Source organism: Enterobacter sp. Sphag1F (assembly GCF_014193275.1).
Lineage (GTDB): Bacteria > Pseudomonadota > Gammaproteobacteria > Enterobacterales > Enterobacteriaceae > Pantoea > Pantoea symbiotica.
This window is the reverse complement of record NZ_JACHZD010000002.1, coordinates 642,921-661,663: the sequence shown is the minus strand read 5'-3', so window position 1 is coordinate 661,663 and position 18,743 is coordinate 642,921. Positions and strand designations below refer to the sequence as shown.

Here is an 18,743-nt window from a genome sequence, read left to right as displayed (position 1 = left end):
GCCAGGCGCATCGCAAGGTTTTCGTAGGGTCGCCATTCATGGCGACCGTAAACACGTAATCACGCCTTCGCCAGCACGCTCTCCACCAACCGCTGCCAGAAGGTAATACCGATCGGCAGCAGCTCATCATTAAAATCGTAATGGGCGTTATGCAGCGGGGCGGACGGCGTTGCGCCATCGGCACCGAGCCAGAAATAGGCGCCGGGACAGGCTTCCATCATGCATGCAAAATCTTCCGAAGCCATTGAAGGGTTCACCTGCCAATGCACCTGCGACTCGCCGAGCACATCAACCGCCACCGTACGCACCTGTTCGGCTTGCTCTGCATGGTTGGCGGTGACCGGATAACCGGGATACCAGTGAATCTCGCCGCTGACGCCAAACGGGCGCGGCAACGTAGTGACAAAATCTTCAATCAGACCGCGCACGCGATTGCGCACGTCGGTCTGCAAACATCGCACCGTGCCGCGCAACACAATCTGCTCAGGAATGACGTTAATCGCTTCACCACCGTGAATCTGCGTCACGCTCACCACCGCCGAAGCCAGTGGCGACAGACGACGCGACGGAATGGTTTGCAGCGCCAGAATCAGCTCGGCAGCGACCACCATTGGATCGGCACCGCTTTCCGGCATCGCCGCATGGCAGCTTTTACCGTGCAGCGTAATTTCGAACGAGTCGAGTGACGCCATCATCGCATCCGGGTTCACCGCCAGCGTGCCGACCGGCATGCCTGGCCAGTTGTGCATGGCGTACACCGCATCCATCGGGAAGCGCTGGAACAGACCTTCTTCTACCATCTTGCGCGCGCCACCCAGATTCTCCTCGGCGGGCTGGAAGATGAAGTGAATGGTACCTCTGAAGTTGCGCGTGACCGCCAGCTGACAGGCCGCAGCCAGCAGCATAGAAGTGTGACCATCATGGCCGCAAGCGTGCATGATGCCGGCTTTTTGCGACTTCCACTGTGGCGCGCCTTTTTCGGTGATCGGCAGCGCATCCATATCGGCACGCAGACCAATAACCGGTCCGGGACCGTTCTCTAAGGTGCCGATCACGCCGGTGCCAGCTAAGCCACGAAATACCTGTAATCCGGCATCGGTGAGTACCTTTGCAACGAGCTCGCTGGTCTGCTGCTCCTGGTAACCCAGTTCAGGATGTTGGTGTAACTGACGACGCCAGTCGAGGGCGTTTTCCAGCAGTGCAGCAGGCAGGCTCATAAAGTAAGGCTCTCCATTAGCAGCGTGAGCTGCAAAATAATGTATTTACTGTAGTGGCAAGCGCATGGCGGCGTCTATCGCGGAACGGAATAATTTGGCTATAGGCTATAGCGGAATGGAATATGCGGGTTTTAATAAAAGAGGTCGCCATGAATGGCGACCCTAAGATGATACTGCGCGAGGTGAACGTTATTTCTGCATCGGCAGGTTTAAGCCGTGTTCCTTTGCGCAGCTCTGCGCTAGTTCATAACCGGCATCCGCGTGACGCATTACGCCCGTGGCCGGATCGTTCCACAACACGCGGCCTAAGCGCGCATCGGCTTCTTTAGTGCCGTCACACACGATCACTACACCTGAGTGCTGCGAGAAGCCCATGCCGACGCCGCCGCCATGGTGCAGACTCACCCAGGTCGCGCCGCCTGCGGTGTTCAGCAGGGCATTCAGCAGCGGCCAATCGGATACCGCATCCGAGCCGTCTTTCATCGCTTCGGTTTCACGGTTCGGTGACGCCACGGAACCGCAATCCAGATGATCGCGACCAATGACGATCGGCGCTTTTAGCTCGCCATTACGCACCATCTCGTTGAACGCCAGCGCCGCTTTGTGACGCTCGCCAAGACCCAGCCAGCAGATACGCGCCGGTAAGCCCTGGAAGGCGATGCGCTCCTGCGCCATGTCGAGCCAGCGGTGCAGATTCTGGTGATCCGGGAACAGCTCTTTCAGCTTGGCATCGGTCTTGAAGATATCTTCCGGATCGCCTGACAGCGCCACCCAGCGGAACGGGCCTTTGCCTTCGCAGAACAGCGGACGAATATAGGCCGGCACAAAGCCAGGGAAATCAAAGGCATTTTTCACGCCTTCATCCAGCGCCACCTGACGGATGTTGTTGCCGTAATCCACGGTCGGGACGCCCATGTGATGGAAGTCCAGCATCGCCTGCACATGCACCGCCATTGAGGCGCGCGCGGCTTTCTCCACCGCTTTCGGGTTGCTGACACGCTCTGCTTCCCAGCGCGCCACATCCCAACCGACCGGCAGATAACCGTTAATCGGATCGTGCGCCGAAGTTTGATCGGTGACGATATCCGGCTTCATGCCGCCCGCTTTGGCACGTTTCACCAGCTCCGGCACGATTTCAGCGGCGTTACCCAGCAGGCCAACAGAAATGGCGCGCTTCTCTTTATTCGCCTGGTCAATCAGCGCCAGCGCTTCGTCCAGCGTATAGGCTTTGTGGTCAACGTAGCGAGTACGGATACGGAAATCGATGCGTGATTCCTGGCACTCAATGGCCAGCACGCTGGCACCGGCCAACACGCCAGCCAGCGGTTGTGCGCCGCCCATGCCACCTAAACCGGCGGTGAGGATCCAGCGACCGCTGAGATTACTGTCGTAATGCTGGCGACCGGCTTCGGCGAAGGTTTCAAAAGTACCTTGCACGATGCCCTGCGCACCGATGTAGATCCACGAACCGGCGGTCATCTGGCCGTACATCATCAGGCCTTTTTGATCCAGCTCGTGGAAGTGATCCCAGTTGGCCCAATGTGGCACCAGATTCGAGTTAGCCAGCAGCACGCGCGGTGCATCGGCATGCGTGCGGAACACGCCCACCGGTTTGCCGGACTGGATCAGCAGCGTCTCTTCCGGCTGCAGCGCGCGCAGCGAACGCAGGATCTGCTCAAAGCACTCCCAGTTACGCGCGGCTTTACCGATACCGCCGTACACCACCAGATCTTCCGGGCGCTCTGCCACGTCAGGATCGAGGTTGTTCTGGATCATGCGGTAAGCCGCTTCAATCAACCAGTTGGCGCAGTGCAATTCATTACCGCGCGGCGCACGGATTTCACGGGCTACAGCCTGAGTCAAAGTTTCGCTCATCATCGATTCCTTAATTAACAGTCTTACGCTGGCTTGGCAGCAGCGCGGTAAGGGATTCAGGCCATGCGGATGCGCTGGCCCACAGACGCATGGATTCGATATCCGGCGCCAGTAAACGGTCGTGATCGAGGAAGGCCACGTTCTCGCGAATGCGGCTCATCTCCTGTTCCAGCGTCGGCGAGCTTTGCAGCGGACGATGGAAATCAATGCCTTGTGCGGCGGCCATCGCTTCAATACCCACTACAGCAGCGGTGTTGAAGCACATGCTGCCGAGGCGGCGGGCTGCGTAGGTCGCCATCGAGACGTGATCTTCCTGGTTAGCGGAGGTCGGCAAGCTGTCAACGCTGCCCGGATGCGCCAGCGATTTGTTCTCGGATGCCAACGCCGCTGCGGTAACCTGGGCGATCATAAAGCCGGAGTTAACGCCGCCATCATTGACGAGGAAAGGCGGCAAACCGGAAAGACCGGTATCCAGCAGTAGCGCCAGACGACGCTCGGAGATCGCGCCGATTTCGGCAATCGCCAGCGCCAGAATATCGGCGGCGAAAGCCACCGGCTCGGCGTGGAAGTTACCGCCGGAAATCACATCGCCGCTGTCGCTGAACACCAGCGGATTATCGGAGGCGGCGTTGGCTTCAATCTGTAATACGCGCGCGGCGTGCGTCAGGTTATCCAGGCAGGCGCCCATCACCTGTGGTACGCAACGAATCGAGTAGGGATCCTGCACGCGGCCACAGTTGGTGTGCGAGCCGAGGATTTCACTGCCGGATAATAAAGAGGAGACGGCGGCGGCAACGTTAATCTGTCCCACCTGACCGCGCGCTTCGTGAATACGCGCATCGTAAGGTTTCACCGAGCCTTTAATGGCTTCCAGCGACAACGCACCGGCCATCAGGCCGGCAGCGAACAGGTTTTCCGCTTCGAACAGACCGCGCAGCGCCAGCGCGTTAGAGACCTGCGTGCCGTTGAGCAGCGCCAGACCTTCTTTAGGGCCCAACACTATCGGCTGCAGGCCAACGCGCGCTAAGCCTTCGATCGCGGGTATCAATTCGCCATCGACGCGTACCTGACCTTCGCCCAGCAGCATCAGCGACATATGCGCCAGCGGCGCCAGATCGCCTGACGCGCCAACCGATCCTTTCTCCGGAATGCACGGCATCACGCCCGCGTTGAACAGCGCCAGCAGCGCTTCAATCAGTTCGATGCGCACGCCAGAGTGACCGCGCGCCAGGCTGATAATTTTGGTGGCAACCACCAAACGCGCCACATTGTCCGGCAGCAAATCGCCCAGGCCAACGCTGTGCGACAGCACCAGATTGCGCTGAAGCTCTGCCAGCCGCGCCGAAGGGATCTGCGTCTGCGCCAGCTTGCCGAAACCGGTGTTGATGCCGTACACCACTTTGCCGGATGCGACGATGGCATCGACGGTTTCATGGGCACGGGCAATCGCTGCGCGCGCTTCATCGGCCAACGTGAGCGTTACCTTGCTTTGATAAATGCTGCGCAAGGTCGCGAGGTCCACTTCACCGGGAACGAGGCGAATTTCCTGAACCGAACCTGACATAGTCTACTCCTGTCTATACAAGTGATCTGGCATGAATTGGACGCCAATATTTTGCGATGTGGCTGTCCGATTTGCCGTGGATTGCGATGAGTGAAGCATAAGTGTCTAATCTTGTCTATACAAGTAGCAAGCGCTATGCCAGATTGTTCTTGTTCTGTGAATTGCGGCGCAAAGCGGTGAAACAGGCGCAACCGCAGCGGGATTGCACCGCAATGGCACGAAAGCTGCACCAATGCTGGGCGGATTGCACAATTAGATGTATATACATTTACCGGCTGAGACAGTAAACTTTGGGCATTATTCTTTAAAGGAACAGGAAATGGCGGAGCAAACAGCAGTAGCACAGCTGGCTGCGGCGATGGGCGATGAGCCTGCGCCGATTTACCAGCGGGTGAAGCAGGCAATCGTTAGCCAGATCCGTGAAGGCCACTGGAAAGCTAATCAGCGCGTGCCGTCTGAAAGTGAACTGGTAAACGAGCTGGGCGTCAGTCGTATGACCATTAACCGCGCGCTGCGAGAACTCACCAGCGAAGGTTTTCTGGTGCGCATGCAGGGCGTCGGCACCTTTGTCGCAGAGATGAAGGGCTATACCGCGATGCTCGAAGTGCACAACATCGCCGATGAAATTGCGCAGCGCGGTCATCGTCACAGCTGCAAGATTTTGTCGATTGGGCAGATGAAGGCCGATCCCGAACAGGCGGCGGTGCTGGGATTATCCACCGGGCAAACGCTGTTCCATTCGCTGATTGTACATTACGAAAACGATCTGCCGGTGCAGCTGGAAGATCGTTTGGTTAATCCGCTGGTGGCGCCGGATTATCTCAGTCAGGATTATCATCAGCTGACGCCGTACACCTATTTGATGCGCGTCGCCCCGCTGACCGCCGGTGAGCATATTGTTGAAGCGGTGCTGCCGGATCTGCGCCAGCGTAAGCATCTGGCGCTGGATGAACATGAGCCGTGCCTGTTGATTCGTCGTCAGACGTGGAGCGACAACAAGATTGTGACCTACGCGCGCCTGCTTTATCCAGGATCACGCTATAAGTTGCTGGGTCGCTTTAGAGGACACGGTTAAGCGTGACAAATAACAGTCTGGCATCCGACGTTTGTGGTGCCAGCTGTAACTTTTCATCCAGCCACCACATCCCTTGATCCACCGTCAGCTTTTCTCCGGCCGATGTTTGCCATGTGCCCGCTACCACCCACGCCACGCCGTTTTCACTGCTGACCGTTTCTTGCGCGATGCTCACCGCAGACCGCCAGCTGTCGCGCCGCGTCATGATATTGAAATCCTGACAGCTACCAGAAATCGTGGCTTCAATCGCCCATTCACCGGGGAACGCCCACGGCTGCAGCGGGGTTAAGCGCTGCTGAGCCTGTTCACTCTCAAGTAAAACGCTGTCACCGTGCAGCAAGGTAATCACCCGATCGATGCCGGGGAAGGGCGAAAACGGCCCGTCGGCGGAGATAGTGGCGATGCTGGCGCGCCAGGCAAACTGTGCCTCGCCCGGCGGATAGCTGACGATTTCCCGCGTTTCACCGCCGCCATTGCGCCAGCGGCTGACCGGAAGCTGGTCATAGGCAAAACGGGTTCTCATTGCAACGCCCTCATCGCCTCGGCAAAGTTCGCTGCCGCGTGCTCTTCTGCCGCATGATGGCCTGCGCTAATCACCTGTTTACCCGCCACGAACACGTCGCGGATCTGTTCGCGCTGTCCGCCAAACAGCCAGCGATTCAACAGAGATGTGCTGCTGACGCTGCTGAGGAACGCGTCTTCTGCCAGCACCAGCCAGTCGGCACGTTTGCCAACCGCCAGTTCACCCGCCGACAAACCACACGCCTGCGCACCGCCCTGTGCGGCTTGCTGCCACAGCAGATCGCCGACGGAAGGTTGATTGGGCAAGGTGATGCGGTTGCGACGACGATCGCGCAGTCGCTGACCGTACTCCAGCCAGCGCAGCTCTTCCAATGCGCTGAGCGACACGTGGCTGTCGGAGCCAATGCCCCAGCGACCGCCGCGCGCGATGTAGTCCACCGCCGGGAAAATGCCGTCGCCGAGGTTGGCTTCGGTGGTCGGACACAAGCCCGCCACCGCGCCGCTCGCCGCCATGCGCTGAATTTCATCGTCATCAAGATGGGTAGCGTGAATTAAACACCAGCGCTGATCGACCTTGAAGCGATTGAGCAGCCACGCCACCGGACGTTCGCCGCTCCACGCCAGGCTGTCGTTAACCTCTTTCTCCTGCTCGGCGACGTGAATGTGCACCGGCACATCCTGCGGGCAGGCGGCTAATACCTCTTGCATCTGCGCTTCATTCACCGCGCGCAGCGAATGGAAGCAGATGCCATGATTAAGCAGCGGCTTATCCGCGCTCCAGCTTGCCACGCGCTGCTGCTGTTGCAGATAGGCGTCGGTTTGCTGAATGAAACGGCGCTGGCCGTCGCTGGCCGGCTGCGAACCAAAACCGCTGTAGCTGTAGAGCACCGGCAGCAAGGTTTGGCCGATGCCCGCGGTTTCTGCCGCCGCCATCAACGCCAGCTGCATAGCATCATCGGCGTAGGGTTTGCCGTGCGCATCGTGGTGCAAATAGTGGAATTCCGCCACCTGGCTGTAGCCGCCTTTCAGCATATCGATGTAGAGATGCGTGGCGATGGCGCCAACCTGCTCGGGCGACAGGTGCTGCACCATGCGATACATCAGATCGCGCCATGTCCAGAAGCTGTCCTGCGGATCGCCCGCCACTTCGGCCAGTCCTGCCATCGCGCGCTGGAAGGCGTGTGAATGCAGATTCGCTATCGCTGGAATCACCGGTCCGGCAAGACGCGTGGCCTCGCCGGGCTCGCTGTTGGGCGCGAGTTGTGTGATCTGTCCGGCTGCGTTGGTGGTCATCAGCACGCGCTCATGCCAGCCGTCGGCCAGCAGCGCGCGTGGGGCAAAATAGGTTGTCATGGTTGATCCTGCATGGCGAAAGGTTGTATATACATATACATACTTTGAAGCCTGGTGTAAATCGCCGAACGCGAAGGGGAGTGGGATGGCAGAAACAGAGCAGATCGACAGCCTGTGGCTGGGGGCCGACATCGTGACGATGCGTGACGGACACTACAATCTGATTGCCGATGGCGCGCTGGCGGTCGATCAGGGAAAACTGATTTGGGTGGGGCCGCGCAGCGAATGCCCGGCTTTTGCCGCGCGTGAACAGCACCAATTTTCCGGCGGCATCATCACGCCCGGTTTGGTGGATTGCCATACGCATCTGGTGTTTGGCGGCGATCGCAGCCAGGAGTTTGAGCAGCGCCTCAATGGCGTGAGCTATGCGGAAATTGCTGCGCAGGGCGGCGGCATTCTCTCCACGGTGCGCGCCACCCGCGCCGCTTCCCAGCAAGAGCTGGTAGCGAGTGCGCGCTGGCGGCTGGATCGTCTGCTGGCGGAAGGTGTCACCACGGTGGAGATCAAATCCGGTTACGGTCTTGATGAAGCCAGCGAGCTGACCATGCTGCGCGCCATTCGTGAGCTGGCGGAAACGGTACCCGCCGATGTTCAAGCTACATGCCTGGCAGCGCATGGCTTCCCGCCGGAGTTTAAAGACAACCCGCAAGGCTGGATCGATATCATCTGCCAGCGCCTGCTGCCGCAGGTGAAAGCTGAAGGTTTGGCGGATGCGGTCGATGCGTTTTGCGAGCATTTGGCCTTTTCGCCTGAGCAAGTTCGCACGGTATTTGATGCAGCCAAAGCATTGGGCATGCCGGTGAAACTGCACGCCGAGCAGCTTTCGGCGCTCGGCGGTGCGGCGCTGGCGGCGGGTTACGGTGCGCTTTCCGCCGATCATCTGGAATACGCTACCGAATCCGATGCGCAAGCGATGGCGCAGCACGGCACCGTTGCGGTGTTGCTGCCGGGCGCGTTTTATCTGTTGCGCGAAACTCAGCGTCCGCCGGTGGCGCTATTCCGTGAACACGGCGTGCCGATGGCGCTGGCCAGCGATGCCAATCCGGGCACGTCACCGGCGCTTTCGCTGCGTCTGATGCTGAATATGGGCTGCACGCTATTTGGTTTGACGCCGGAAGAGGCGTTGGCGGGCGTGACCTTGTGGGGCGCCAAAGCGCTGGGATTACAGCACTCGCACGGTTCGCTGGAAGCGGGCAAGGTCGCGAATTTTGTTCACTGGCCGCTGGCGCGTCCGGCAGAGCTGGTTTACTGGCTGGGCGGCGAATTGCCGTGCCAGGTTATTTATCGTGGAGAAGCGCAATGACACCTTTTCATTTCACCGCCGGCAAGATTCCGCTGCTGGTCAGCATTCCGCACGCCGGTACGCAATTAACGCCAGAAGTGGATGCCGGTTTGAGCGACGCCGCGCGCGGCCTGCCGGATACCGACTGGCACTTGCCGCTGCTGTATGACTTTGTGCGCGATCTTGGTGCCAGCGTGTTGATTGGTCACTATTCGCGTTTTGTAATCGATCTTAATCGGCCGGCGGATAATCAGCCGCTCTACACCACGGCGACCACCGGCTTGTATCCGGAAACCTTGTTTGACGGCAGCCCAACCTTTGCTGCAGGTAAAACGCCGAGCGCCGAGGTGCGTCAGGGTTATCTGGACACCATCTGGCAACCGTATCATCAGCAGCTGCAACAGGAGCTGGCGCGGCTCAAAGCACAGCACGGTTACGCGCTGCTGTTTGATGCGCACTCGATCGCTTCGGTGATCCCGCGCTTGTTTGAGGGACGTTTGCCGGATCTCAACATCGGGACTAACGATGGTGCCAGCTGTTCAACGGCGGTTATCGACGCGATTAAGCAGGTTTGTAGCGAGCAGCAAGATTACAGCTGGATCGCGAATGGGCGCTTTAAAGGTGGCTACATTACCCGCGCCTACGGCCAGCCGGAGCTGGGCGTGCAGGCGGTGCAGCTGGAGCTGGCGCAGCTCAATTATATGGATGAAACTCCGCCGTTTGCCTGGCAGCAGGATCGCGCTGCGCAGCTGCAGAAGGTGCTGAAACCGCTGATGCAGGCGTTTCTTGCAGCGGGTAAACCTCAATAAAAACCACATTCGTAGGGTCGCCATTAATGGCGACCAATTAACGCTGTGAGTACATTTTAGACGGTCGCCATTAATGGCGACCCTACTGCACCATCTCAATGCATTCTCTGCTACACCACAGTGCAACATTACGTCCATTGCGTGACAATCCTCCTGATTTTGCGGCTTTGCCGATTTGGCATAGCGCTTGCTAGGTTGTATGTACAAGTAAAGACCACGCAGCGATTATTAATTTTTATACTGGCTGGCTCACAAAAAGCTTATGCCGACAATGATCTGCCGCACGCTAACTTGTATATACATGAAAGGTCATCTGCAAATATTGCACAAGCAGAGACTGACAAACTCGATTAATAGCCAGGAGAAGCCGCATGACGCACCGTGTTCAGATTCGCCGTTTTTGCCTCACGACCCTGTTTGCCAGCCTGATGATGAGCGGCATTGCCGTACAGGCGAAAGAGTGGAAATCGATCACCATCGCTACCGAAGGCAGCTATGAACCCTGGAACCTGACGCTGCCGGGCGGCAAGTTAGGCGGCTTTGAACCGGAACTGATGGAAGACCTGTGCAAGCGCATGGGCATTCAGTGCAAGCTGGTAGTGCAGAACTGGGACGGCATGATCGCTGGCCTCAACGCCGGTAAATATGACGTGATCATGGATGCGATTGTTATCACGCCGGATCGCAAAAAAGTGGTCAACTTCACCACGCCATATGCCTCAACGCCCGCCACCTTTATCACCACCAAAGACAATCCGCTACTGCCGGCCGATCACAACATCATCAAGCTGCATGACGATGAGAAAGAGATCAACGCGGCAATTGCTCCGCTGAAGGCGGCGCTGAAGGGTAAAACCATCGGTATCGCCTCCGGCACGGTTTACACGCCATTTATCGATAAGTACTTCAAAGGCGATGCTGACGTACGCGAATACACCTCGTCGGCGGATGCGATGCTCGATCTGCAATCGGGCCGTATCGATGCGGTGTTCGATGACGTGACCTTTGCGCAATCGATGCTGGCGCGCAAAGAGAACAACAATCTGATCTTTAGCGGTCCTCAGCTCGGCGGCCCAATTTGGGGCGAGGGCGAAGCGATGGGCGTGCGCATGGCGGATAACGACCTGAAGGCCAAGCTGGATGAGGCAATTCATGCCGCGCTGGCTGACGGCACGGTGAAAAAGCTCAGTGAGAAGTGGTTTAAAACTGACGTAACCCCGTAAGTGAGGTGAAAGATGATGAGCCTGCTGAGTTTTGGTGCTGATGGTTGGGGCCGCCTGATCCTGAGTGCCGCCTGCACCACGCTGCTGCTGTCGCTGGTGGCGCTGATGATTGGTGCGGTGGTCGGTTCCGGTGTGGCGGCCGCTAAATTATCGCCTCAGCGCTGGCTGCGCTGGTTGGGTGAAAGCTATTCGGTGGTGTTTCGCGGCATCCCGGAACTGCTGGTGATCTACCTGTTCTATTTCGGGGGATCAGGCCTGATTACGCTGGTTGGGCAGATGTTCGGCGCGGATGGCTTTATCGAAGCGCCGCCGTTCCTGATTGGTGCGCTGGCTATCGGGCTCATCTCTGGTTCGTATCAGGGTGAAGTGTATCGCGCGGCGCGGCTGGCGCTGTCGAAAGGCGAGGTGGAAGCCGCGGTGGCGATTGGCATGCCGCGCTGGCGTATCGCGCAACGCATTCTGCTGCCGCAGGTGGTGCGTTATGCGCTGCCGGGCATGTCGAACGTGTGGCAGATGAGCCTGAAAGATTCGGCGCTGGTGTCGGTCACCGGCATCGTTGAGCTGATGCGCGCCAGCCAGGTTGCGGCGGGATCCACGCGCGATTACTTCACTTTCTATCTGATCGGCGGCGCCTGTTATCTGGTGCTGACGCTGGTGTCTAATCATGCGTTTCGTCGGGCGGAATCGCGCCTTGGTCGTGCGTGGCAAAGTCGCACTGCGGCACAGCATTAAGGAGCAGCAGCATGATCGACTTCGCTTTTCTCTTTGATACCTTTCTCAAGCTGAGCGCCGCGCTGCCGGTGACGCTTGGCCTGTTTATCAGCGCCTTTATCTGCGGCGGCCTACTGGCGATTGGTATTTTGTCCCTGCGCATGAGCCGCTGGCGCGTGCTGAGCGGTTTCGCGCGCGGCTACATTCTGGTGTTTCGCGGCTCGCCGCTGATGATCCAGCTGTTTCTCATCTATTACGGTCTTGGGCAGTTTGGCGTGATCCGTCACAGCTTCGTCTGGCCGTTCCTGCGCGAACCCTTTATCTGCGCGGTACTGGCGCTGTCACTCTGTACAGCAGCTTATACCGCCGAGATCTTGCGCGGGGCGCTGCTCGCCGTGCCAGCTGGACAAGTGGAAGCGGGCCTCGCCTGCGGTATGTCGCGCTGGCTGCTGCTGCGCCGCATTATCGCACCAATCATGCTGCGCTATGCGCTGCCGGCGTACTCCACCGAAGCGATTTTGCTGGTGAAATCCACCGCGCTCGCCAGCCTCGTCACCGTTTGGGACGTGACCGGCGTGGCGCAGCAGATCATTCAGCGTACCTATCGCACCATGGAAGTGTTTGTCTGTGCGGCGGCGATCTACCTGATTCTCAACTTTATTATCGTCCAGCTGTACGCGCTGTTAGAGCGTCGTCTGACCCCGGCGCATCGTGTCGCAAAAAAGCCGTTGCCCGCCGTTAAACCGCTTGCCGGAGAGTAATATGCATTCCACATCACCCGTTACCTTATCCGCCACCGATATCCATAAATCCTTTGGCGCGATGGAAGTTCTGAAAGGCATTTCGCTGCAGGCGCATAAAGGCGATGTCATCTCGATTCTTGGTGCCAGCGGCTCAGGCAAAAGTACTTTGCTGCGCTGCATCAACCTGCTGGAAACGCCGGACGCCGGTGTGGTGAGCGTCGGTGGCGAAACCATTGAGATGAAACGCCATGCGCGCGGCCATCAGCTGGCGGCCAATCCGAAGCAGATTGAGCGTTTGCGTTCACGCCTCGGCATGGTGTTCCAGAGCTTTAATCTGTGGTCACACATGACGGTGCTGCAAAACGTCATTGAAGGGCCGCACTATGTGCTGAAGCGCGATAAGAAAAGCTGCATCGCCCAGGCGGAGCAACTGCTGGATCGCGTCGGCTTACTCAATCGCAAAGATTTCTACCCGGCGCAGCTGTCGGGCGGCCAGCAGCAGCGCGTGGCGATTGCCCGCGCGCTGGCGATGGATCCGGAAGTGATGCTGTTCGATGAACCGACCTCAGCGCTCGATCCGGAGCTGGTGGGCGAAGTGCTAAAAGTAATGCGCAGCCTGGCCGAAGAGGGGCGCACCATGCTGGTGGTGACGCACGAAATGGGCTTTGCGCGTAATGTCTCTAACCGCGTGGTGTTTATGCATCAGGGCACTATTGATTGTCAGGGCGCGCCGGAAGAGATGTTTGGCGCTCAGGGATCGCAGCGCTTTAAGCAGTTTATCTCCAGCCATCACGGCGCGGAGCAGCCAGCATGACTATCGTGTGGGGCGACAGCCTATTAACCTGGCAAGAGCTGGTGCAGGTGGCGCGGCACAACGCGGAACTCAGTTTGAGTGCTAGCGCCTGGCAGCGTATTGCGCAAGGGCGCGCGATTGTCGATGAGATTGTCGCCAGCGGCCAGATTGCTTACGGCATCAATACCGGATTGGGCGCGCTGTGCAACATCACGCTGCCGGAAGATCAGCTCAGCCAGCTGTCGCGCAATACGCTGCTGAGTCACGCCTGTGGCGTTGGCCCGCTGCTGACGCGTGAGCAGGTGCGCGCCATTCTGTGTGCGGCAATTGCCAATTACAGCCACGGCAAATCGGGCGTGTCGGTGGCGCTGGTGCAGCATCTCCTGGCGCTGCTCAATCAGCAGATTACGCCGCAGGTGCCGTCGCAGGGTTCGGTAGGCTATCTCAGCCATATGGCGCATATCGGGCTGGCGCTGATTGGTGTTGGCGACGTCAAGTATAAAAACCAGATCATGCCTGCCGCGCAGGCGTTAACGCTGGCGGGATTACAGCCCTATCGTCCGGGTGCCAAAGAGGGGTTAAGCCTGGTCAACGGCACGCCGTGCATGACCGGCTTGTCCTGCCTGGCGCTGGATGATGCGGCGCGTTTGCTGGATTGGGCCGATGTCACCGGCGCGATGAGTTTTGAGGCGCTGCGTGGACAGCTGGTGGCTTTTGATGCCGAGGTGATCGCGTTGAAAGCCAGTCCTGGCATGCAGCTGAGCGGTCAGCGCTTACGCGCACTGCTGAGTGATAGCCCGCTGCTGGCGACCAGCGTCGGCATTCGCACCCAGGATGCGCTTAGCCTGCGCTCCATGCCGCAGGTGCACGGTGCCAGCCGCGATCAGTTCGATCATGCGGCGCGCCAGATTGAGACCGAACTCAATGCCTGCACCGATAATCCGCTGGTGCTCGGCACGCCGGATAACTGGCGCGTGGTGTCGCAGGCTAATCCGCACGGCGAATCGGTGGCGATGGCGGCGGATCTGCTGGCGATTGCCATGGCGGAAGTCGGCAGCATCGCCGAGCGGCGGCTGGATCGGTTAGTCAATCCACTGGTGAGCGGCTTACCGGCGTTTCTGGTGGCGCAGCCGGGTGTCAACTCCGGCATGATGATTGCGCAGTACGTGGCAGCATCACTCTGTGCGGAGAATCGCCAGCTGGCGCAACCGGCGGTGCTGGATAACTATGTGACCTCGGGTTTGCAGGAGGATCATCTCAGCTTGGGTACCGGCGCGGCACTCAAGCTGATGAAGCTGGTGGGCAACGTGTGGCAGATTTTGGCGATTGAGTATCTGCTGGCGGCGCAGGCGCTGGATTTCCACGGCGAAGAGCAGCTGGCGCAAGGGACGGCGCAGGCATTACGTCGCCTGCGCGCGGTGGTGGCTAACTGGCAGGAAGATCGCTGGCTGGCGCCAGAGATTGCGCGTGCGGTGCAGGTGTTGAAGAGCGGTTTGTAACGCGGTCGCCATGAATGGCGACCCTACAAAACCCGGTCGTAGGGGCGCCATTTATGGCGACCTGGCCGACGATTAGCCGATCAGCGGCGCGCATCCGGGCGCACCAAATCAAAGCGCAGTTCTTCGCTGATGCCGTAATAGGCCGACGGGCCACCGGCACGCAGGATTGGCTGCGCTTTGGCGGTTTGATAGATACCTTCTTCCAGCAGTGATTCATCAATATGAATGGCGACCGCTTCGCCCATCACCAGCCAGCTATCAATCGGCTTGCCTTGCGCATCCTGCAGTTGAATCAGCTGCGTCAACTTACACTCAAAATTCACCGGGCTTTCCGCCACCATGCTGACATTGACGTGTGAAGCGGCAAGCGGCGTTAATCCTGCCAGCGCAAACTCATCCTGTTCAGACGGCACCGACGCGGAGCTCTCATTCATCGCCTCGGCCAGCGGACGCGTCGCCAGATTCCAGACAAACTCTTTGGTTTCCGAGATATTCTGCACGCTGTCTTTCCAGCCACTGCTGGCGAAACCGATAATGGGCGGATGATAGTTGAAGCAGTTAAAGAAGCTGTAGGGCGCTAGATTGCGCACGCCGCTGGCGCTTTGTGAGCTGACCCAACCAATTGGGCGAGGGCCGACGATCGCATTCAAAGGATCGTGTGGCAAACCGTGTCCAGCGCGGGGCTGATAAGAGTAACGCTGACGAGTCATAACTATCCTTATAAAGGAACCTGAGTGTGGTGCACTAATCTCATCTAATACGGTGAATTCGATTAAGCGCATTGTGCGATGCCGCTAGCCAGAGTATCTTACGCCCGCGCTATTTTCCGGAGAAACTATGAACAAGCCAGCCGCCACGTCACCTTTCCATCCGCGTAACCGCCATCAAGGCCGTTATGATTTTGCTGCTCTGACCGCAGCCCATCCGCCGCTGGCGGTGAAAGTGCGTCCCAACGGCTACGGCGAGTTGTCGGTGGATTTCGCCGATCCTGAAGCGGTGATGCTGCTGAATCAGGCGCTGCTGAAGTTGTTCTATAACCTCAACTGGCAATTGCCTGCAGGTTATCTGACGCCGCCGGTGCCGGGCCGTGCCGATTATGTGCACGCGCTGGCCGATCTGCTGGCAGGCGACAACGGCGGCGTGGTGCCACGCGATCTGGATGTGATGGATATCGGCTGCGGCGCGAACTGCATCTATCCGTTGATTGGCAACGCCGAATATGGCTGGCGTTTTACCGGTACCGATATCACCGCCGAAGCGATTACCGTTGCGGGACAGATTGTGGCGAGTAATCCGGGCTTGCAGCGCGCCGTGCGTCTGCGTCGGCAAAAGGATACCTCGGCGATTTTCGCTGGCGTGGTGCATAAGAATGAGCGCTATCACGCGGTGCTGTGCAATCCGCCGTTCCACGCATCTGCGGAAGAGGCGGCCACCGTAGGTCAGCGTAAAACGCGTAACCTCGGCCTGGGCAAAAACGCGCCGCTCAATTTTGGTGGTCATCATAATGAATTGTGGTGTGACGGTGGCGAGCGTAAGTTCGTCGGCCAGATGATCGCTGAAAGCGTGGCGTACTCCGACCATATTATCTGGTTCACCTCGCTGGTCTCGCGCAAAGAGAATTTACCGGCGCTGCGCGATCAGCTGCGCGATCTTGATGCCTATGAAGTACGCATCATCGAAATGGCGCAAGGGCAGAAGCAGAGCCGCTTTATCGCCTGGACGTTCCAGCCGCCGGCAACACGCGCCAAACGGCTGAAACGCTAAGCTTATTGCGCCGGCGGCAACGCCGGTAAGCTGGCAGCAGAGGCAATATCGCTGCCGGTTTGCATCACTTCTACCGTTTGGTGCGGCGCTTTAATGCCGGCCGCATCAAAATGCTTCTTCACCTTATCATCCAGCGCAAAACGTACCGTCCACTGCTTCAGCGGCTGGGTGGTGAATGACACGCGCACGGTAAAGGATTGGTTGGTTAATCCCACTAATCCGGCAAAGCTCGGCTCGCCAATCACCATGCCGCGAATCTCCGGGTTCTCCAGCAGCTCTTTCACTGCGCCCTGCAGCGTTTGGTTAACGCGTTCGGTATCTTCACTGCGATCCACATCGTAGTTCGCCACAAACGATCCGATGCCGCGCACAAAGTTGGCGAAGGTGGTGATCGATGACCACGGAATAATGTGATACGCGCCGGTATCCTGACGCACGCCCACTGAGCGAATCGACATGCGTTCTACCGTGCCGGTGATTGGGCCAATGGTGACTAAATCACCGGTGTTCATGCCGTTCTCAAACTGGATAAAGATGCCGGTGATGATGTCCTTTACCAGCGTTTGTGAACCGAACGACACAGCCAGACCGAGCGCGCCGGCACCGGCCAGCAGCGGTGCAATATTTACACCCACTTCCGACAGCAAAATCATAATGGTGATGGTGCTGATCACCACCGCCAGCGCGTTGCGGAACAGCGTCAGCAGCGTGCGGGTGCGCGCGCTCGGCATCGGGCGGCCGTGCGAATCCGAGGCGAGGCGGCTTTCGATCAGACTCGCCAGCAACGTCCAGCCGATTGCCGACAGCAGCACAATCATCACGATGCGAATCAGGACATCCACCATTTTTTGGCCGGTACCAAGAGTGAGCCAGTGCCAGAGATCAAACAGATTCCATGCGTTGAGCAGTAGCAACAGCGTGGCAAATACCGTGACCACGCGCGCCAGTTTCAGCAGTGCTTTCACCCAATCGTTGACGCGCTTTTGCAGCTCGGGATAGTTGCGGCGCATATCGGGCGACAGCGTGACGGTTTTGCCAATCCAGCGTGTCAGCATGCCGGAAATCAGCGCGGCGATGACCACAATCGCCAGGCTGCGCACCGTGGCGGACATCATAAACTTTAGGCTGTCGCCGGGATTGAAGATCGAGAACAGGAACAGCGCGATAAAGTAGGCGCTGGCCAGCCAGTGCCACACCATGCCGAAGGCGCGGATGAACAGCGCAAAGAAGCTCATGCTGCGATCGGCGAGACGCGACAACTCCTGATGGATGTTGTTTTTGTTGCGGAAAATCAGCCACAGCGCCCAGCCGGTCATGATCCCCATAATCAGCATATTGACCAATGCGGCCACCTGAATGTTGACCTGATTGGAGACAATCGGCACCACCACCAGTAAACCATAACCGATGATGCCGCTCAGCCAGCTCAAACGTGTGTTCCAGTAGCTGGCGCGCGCATCAGTTAAGTGGAAGAAGCGCAGCGTGGAGAAGCGCGGGCAGAAAATCAGACGCAGCACCGCTTTAAAGAATTCAATCAACGCAAAGGCGTTAAGGAACAGACCTTGCTGATAGGCGATGGTGCGGTTGTTGTTGTGATAGTTGTCGCTGATGATCTGCCCGACAAACAGCGTCAGCGCCAGCAGCACAATATCGAGTACAAAGGCCATCAAGATGGTAGCGGGCAGGTGCAGCCACTTGGTGCGCTCAAGGTTTTGATTGCGTCCCCAGCGGCCCATGCGTCGCCAGATCGGCCACATCATACGGCGTGTCAGCCAGTAAAACGCAAACACCGAGGCGGCGAGGGCGGCAAAGTATTTCAGCGCGTTGAGGAAGGTTTGTTGGTTAAAGGCTTTGTGCGGCGCATTGGTGATGTTGTCATGCAGTTGGACAAACTGCGCGGCTACCGCGCCGCCATATTCACGCGTCACGCTGGTGACGCTCTCCAGCACCGTGGGATCTTCTTCATTGGCCTGCGGCGGTGCCAGCACCGGCGGTTCGCTGGTGGATTTACTGTTTGCAGCCTGACGTAACTGATCGATCAGCTCCTGGCGCGAAGCGTTGTTATCCAGAATATTCGCCAATGCGGCATAGGCGGCTTTTTTCTCGTCTAAGCTGGGTTCGCTTTCGGCTGTGCTATTCGTTGCCGGGGTTTGTGACTGCTGAGCTGCAACGGCCGCCTGCGGCAGATTAACCGCCTGCGCCGGGGCAATGACAAACAGAGTGTACAAACTGAAGAGTAACCACATGGCTAAACGCCATGGTGGGCTGGCAGACGACATCGCTTTTCTCCTTTAGCTTCGCGCAGCGGCACAA

Annotated in this window: 16 protein-coding genes; 9 read left to right on the top strand and 7 right to left on the bottom strand. The window is 58.5% G+C overall.

The window, feature by feature from the left end; translation table 11 throughout:
* Positions 1-59: 59 nt before the first annotated feature.
* The 3 genes from FHW71_RS08570 to hutH (FHW71_RS08560) form a co-directional block, all read right to left on the bottom strand.
* Positions 60-1,217: a M20 aminoacylase family protein gene (locus FHW71_RS08570; RefSeq protein ID WP_179451463.1), complete on the bottom strand. Its 1,158-nt coding sequence runs from the start codon at positions 1,215-1,217 to the stop codon at positions 60-62.
* 189 nt (positions 1,218-1,406) lie between these two features.
* Complete coding sequence (hutU, locus tag FHW71_RS08565) at positions 1,407-3,092, bottom strand: urocanate hydratase (protein WP_179451461.1); 1,686 nt, start codon at positions 3,090-3,092, stop codon at positions 1,407-1,409.
* 10 nt (positions 3,093-3,102) lie between these two features.
* Positions 3,103-4,656, bottom strand: coding sequence for a histidine ammonia-lyase (hutH, locus tag FHW71_RS08560; protein ID WP_179451459.1), 1,554 nt, complete (start codon positions 4,654-4,656; stop codon positions 3,103-3,105).
* 319 nt (positions 4,657-4,975) lie between these two features.
* Here hutH (FHW71_RS08560) and hutC point away from each other — a divergent pair, with 319 nt between their 5' ends.
* Positions 4,976-5,731 (top strand): histidine utilization repressor, encoded by a 756-nt coding sequence (gene hutC, locus FHW71_RS08555; RefSeq protein WP_008102577.1) that lies wholly within the window; start codon positions 4,976-4,978, stop codon positions 5,729-5,731.
* On the opposite strand, the gene FHW71_RS08550 is transcribed toward hutC, so the two are convergent.
* Together FHW71_RS08550 and FHW71_RS08545 are read right to left on the bottom strand one after the other, a co-directional pair.
* Positions 5,715-6,254, bottom strand: coding sequence for a HutD family protein (locus FHW71_RS08550; RefSeq protein WP_179451457.1), 540 nt, complete (start codon positions 6,252-6,254; stop codon positions 5,715-5,717). The two genes, hutC and FHW71_RS08550, sit on opposite strands and share 17 nt — an antisense overlap.
* Positions 6,251-7,606: a formimidoylglutamate deiminase gene (locus FHW71_RS08545; protein ID WP_179451455.1), complete on the bottom strand. Its 1,356-nt coding sequence runs from the start codon at positions 7,604-7,606 to the stop codon at positions 6,251-6,253. Before FHW71_RS08545 ends, FHW71_RS08550 begins: the two co-directional genes overlap by 4 nt.
* Before the next feature lie 85 nt (positions 7,607-7,691).
* On the opposite strand from FHW71_RS08545, the gene hutI reads away from it, so the two are divergent.
* From hutI to hutH (FHW71_RS08510), 7 genes are all read left to right on the top strand, one after another.
* Positions 7,692-8,909 (top strand): imidazolonepropionase, encoded by a 1,218-nt coding sequence (hutI, locus tag FHW71_RS08540; RefSeq protein WP_179451453.1) that lies wholly within the window; start codon positions 7,692-7,694, stop codon positions 8,907-8,909.
* Entirely contained in the window at positions 8,906-9,697 is a 792-nt protein-coding gene (gene hutG, locus FHW71_RS08535) for an N-formylglutamate deformylase (protein WP_179451451.1), read from the top strand. The genes hutI and hutG overlap by 4 nt, the downstream gene beginning before the upstream one ends.
* A gap of 371 nt (positions 9,698-10,068) precedes the next feature.
* The gene (locus FHW71_RS08530; protein WP_154192011.1) at positions 10,069-10,920 is read left to right on the top strand and encodes a transporter substrate-binding domain-containing protein; all 852 of its coding nucleotides are present in this window, start codon (positions 10,069-10,071) and stop codon (positions 10,918-10,920) included.
* A gap of 12 nt (positions 10,921-10,932) precedes the next feature.
* Positions 10,933-11,652: an ABC transporter permease subunit gene (locus tag FHW71_RS08525; RefSeq protein WP_036647922.1), complete on the top strand. Its 720-nt coding sequence runs from the start codon at positions 10,933-10,935 to the stop codon at positions 11,650-11,652.
* A gap of 11 nt (positions 11,653-11,663) precedes the next feature.
* A complete protein-coding gene (locus FHW71_RS08520) occupies positions 11,664-12,392 on the top strand; it encodes an ABC transporter permease subunit (RefSeq protein ID WP_008102563.1) in 729 nt (242 codons plus the stop codon).
* 1 nt (position 12,393) lies between these two features.
* Complete coding sequence (locus tag FHW71_RS08515; protein WP_061717240.1) at positions 12,394-13,188, top strand: ATP-binding cassette domain-containing protein; 795 nt, start codon at positions 12,394-12,396, stop codon at positions 13,186-13,188.
* Positions 13,185-14,666 carry a histidine ammonia-lyase gene (gene hutH, locus FHW71_RS08510; protein WP_179451449.1) on the top strand — a complete coding sequence of 494 codons (1,482 nt, stop codon included), beginning with the start codon at positions 13,185-13,187 and terminating at the stop codon, positions 14,664-14,666. The genes FHW71_RS08515 and hutH (FHW71_RS08510) overlap by 4 nt, the downstream gene beginning before the upstream one ends.
* An 80-nt stretch (positions 14,667-14,746) precedes the next feature.
* Here the strand turns inward: hutH (FHW71_RS08510) and FHW71_RS08505 are convergent, their stop codons facing one another.
* A complete protein-coding gene (locus tag FHW71_RS08505) occupies positions 14,747-15,376 on the bottom strand; it encodes a flavin reductase family protein (RefSeq protein WP_179451447.1) in 630 nt (209 codons plus the stop codon).
* Positions 15,377-15,503: 127 nt separating this feature from the next.
* On the opposite strand from FHW71_RS08505, the gene rlmF reads away from it, so the two are divergent.
* Positions 15,504-16,430, top strand: a complete 927-nt coding sequence (rlmF, locus tag FHW71_RS08500) for a 23S rRNA (adenine(1618)-N(6))-methyltransferase RlmF (RefSeq protein WP_179451445.1) — start codon at positions 15,504-15,506, stop codon at positions 16,428-16,430.
* Positions 16,431-16,432: 2 nt separating this feature from the next.
* Here the strand turns inward: rlmF and ybiO are convergent, their stop codons facing one another.
* Complete coding sequence (gene ybiO / locus FHW71_RS08495; RefSeq protein WP_179451443.1) at positions 16,433-18,709, bottom strand: mechanosensitive channel protein; 2,277 nt, start codon at positions 18,707-18,709, stop codon at positions 16,433-16,435.
* Between the last annotated feature and the right edge of the window lie 34 nt (positions 18,710-18,743).